This window comes from Shewanella surugensis, assembly GCF_023284005.1.
Classification (GTDB): domain Bacteria; phylum Pseudomonadota; class Gammaproteobacteria; order Enterobacterales; family Shewanellaceae; genus Shewanella; species Shewanella surugensis.
On the sequence record NZ_JAKIKS010000264.1, the window covers coordinates 1 to 2511 of the forward strand.

Genomic DNA, 2511 nt, shown 5'->3' on the forward strand with positions numbered 1-2511 from the left:
TGGTTATCTTGCCATGATTTTATCACTTTTGATGCACTCAAAGAGAGTGTAAAAAACATCATGGATAATTATCCGTCAAAATATACGATAACTTTTAGTTAAGCACTTACATATGGCAGCTCGTATAAATCTCACTGCATGGTTATCTGGAACATCAACACGCTTTATAGCATTTAGAATTGGGCGAGGAGCTAAAGATGTAACGGAATACTTTGCAAAATTTGTAGGCTGTGAAGAATATACTCGCGCGCGTGCTAATACTCAAAACTTAGTTCAGGTTACAAAGAAATATTGTGCAGTTAATGATTTTTCAGATGATAAAACCGAAGATGTTAAGCAATTTGTATTTGAGCGTTGTAATACATGGTTAGATGAGGGGGAGCCTGTACTTTTAGAACGAATATCAGAATTACTTGATTCAAGTTTTACACCTCAAGAAGATGGCCGTTTTTTAGAAATAGCGCAAGATGACCCTTTTTTCTTAAGTAATGAAGTTCCTATTGAAAAGTCGGCTCTTAGAGGGCTTACACGTTACTCAGATAAGACTAAAAAATTATCGTTAAGCTTTGATAGTGATCTAATAAATATTAGTGTTTTTTATAATGAAAATGACCAAGAAATTCGAATAACCGATGTGCCGGTTAAACTAAAAGAACAGCTGGCTACAGAAGAAGCATAAAATGGATAAGTTAACTTTATTAACAAAGTTAAAGGATTTAAATCGAGAGTTCTCATTTGATAAAAATGATGAAGGCTATGAGTTTTTGGTAACAATCTCTTCAAATACAATAGTTCAATTAACAGATTGTATTGATAGTGGCATCCCAATTTCATCTTTTTTTTTAAATGAAATGTATATCGAGTTACCAGATTTATTTGCCAACATAGGTAACATGGTAAAGGTACAGTTATCATCAGAAGAATTAAAGAAAAAAAATCTAAGCATATTCAATGAATGGGCTGACTTTTTGTCGTTCAAACCTAATTTGTTGTACCCTCCTGAAAGTTTCATAATACTTCAAGAAGGAATCGTCTTCCCTTCAGGTTCAATAGAGGGGAAGCTAAAGCACTTCTTCGATATTAGTAGTTTTTTGCATTTGTTAAATGATAATGCCGATCACTCTACTAAAGTCACGAGTAAAGTAATTGATGAATTAGTTTTTCTTCATAAGTCTAGATTAGACATCCCAATAATATTGACTACAGATAGTTTAAATGAAGCACTAGATGGCTACAGTATTGTTGACTCGTTATTTAAAGATGATTCACATAAGGAACAAAAGATAAGCATATTCAAAGAAGTTATGTATGGCTTATTAATCAATATACCAGTGAAAGATAGATTAAACTATTTACTCCTAAACTTTGGTGAATTTTCCAAAAGGTTTAACGAAAACTACCAGTTGTTTGTCAGTGAATTCTCTTTTGACGATGTTAGAAAAGAGTATGAAGAGAATAAGAGAGACTATCTAACAAAACTAAACGATATATTTTCATCTGTTCAAACTAAAATGCTAGGAATCCCAATATCTTTAGCAATAGCATCATTTAAAATGAGTTCAGTTGTGGATGGCATTTCGTTTTGGACTAACTTCTTATTAGCTATTTCAATTACGATTTATAGTATTATGATGTTTATGCTTATAGCTAACCAAAAACATACACTTTCAGCTGTAAAAAGTGAGTATCAAAGTCAAATGACACGTTTAAAGCATCAGTATTCTGAATAATACGAAAGTATTAAAAAAATACAGTCAGAATTAGATACAAGATATGATTTTCAAAAAAATTGCCTTAATTGGCTCTACGTAATGAGCGCAGCGCTATTTATACTAATTTTAGCTTTATTTACATGGAATCTACCTTGGAAAGCTATTCTAGGACTCGCATAACAAGTTGCTTAAACGGACAAAAAAACAGTTGGCTGTTTTCGTTCTTCAGCATTTTAGCCAACAATTTTTTGCCCATTATTAGGGCGTGAGCACTCTTAAATAATATCGAGATACTTGCATGATAGATTTTTCTATTTTACCTTTATTTTTTACTGCTATTTTCTTTCTAGCAATTTCACCTGGCCCAGATTTAGTTCTTATTTCCACTTATTTCTTCTACAAAAGGCTTCAAATCTGGGTTTATGGTATCTATTGGTGTCTTTAGCGCAGGTGTTTTGCAAACACTTCTCGTAGCCTTTGGTTTAGGGGAATTGATGCAATCAATCCCTATGCTTGCTTATGCTATAAAGATAGTTGGCGCGTTATATTTAAGTTATTTGGGTATTCAAATGCTACTCAGGTGGTATCGTAATAACCTGCAAGTTGGACACATTAGAATCACTGAAAATTTAACTAACTTTAGCCTTATAAATAAAGGCTTCTTAAATAATTAACAAACGGTAAACCTCCGGCAGAGCCGGGGTGACTCGCATAGGTTTCACCTATACCGCGGTATAGGTAGGCTCAAGTCTCGACCAAAAGACAGGAGAGCAACCTATGCGAGACCCTAAGAGTTTGT

The 2511-nt window shown here is 33.4% G+C and carries 3 protein-coding genes; all 3 read left to right on the forward strand.

Translation table 11 applies throughout. From position 1 onward, the window contains the following. The first annotated feature begins 112 nt into the window (after positions 1–112). The 3 genes from L2764_RS26705 (at position 113) to L2764_RS26715 (ending at position 2386) form a co-directional block, all read left to right on the forward strand. On the forward strand, positions 113–679 hold the full coding sequence (locus L2764_RS26705) for a nucleoid-associated protein (protein ID WP_248943369.1): 567 nt from the start codon (positions 113–115) through the stop codon (positions 677–679). 1 nt (position 680) lies between these two features. Then, the gene (locus tag L2764_RS26710) at positions 681–1730 is read left to right on the forward strand and encodes a hypothetical protein (RefSeq protein ID WP_248943370.1); all 1050 of its coding nucleotides are present in this window, start codon (positions 681–683) and stop codon (positions 1728–1730) included. A gap of 371 nt (positions 1731–2101) precedes the next feature. Continuing rightward, positions 2102–2386: a LysE family translocator gene (locus L2764_RS26715; RefSeq protein WP_312018395.1), complete on the forward strand. Its 285-nt coding sequence runs from the start codon at positions 2102–2104 to the stop codon at positions 2384–2386. Positions 2387–2511: the final 125 nt, after the last annotated feature.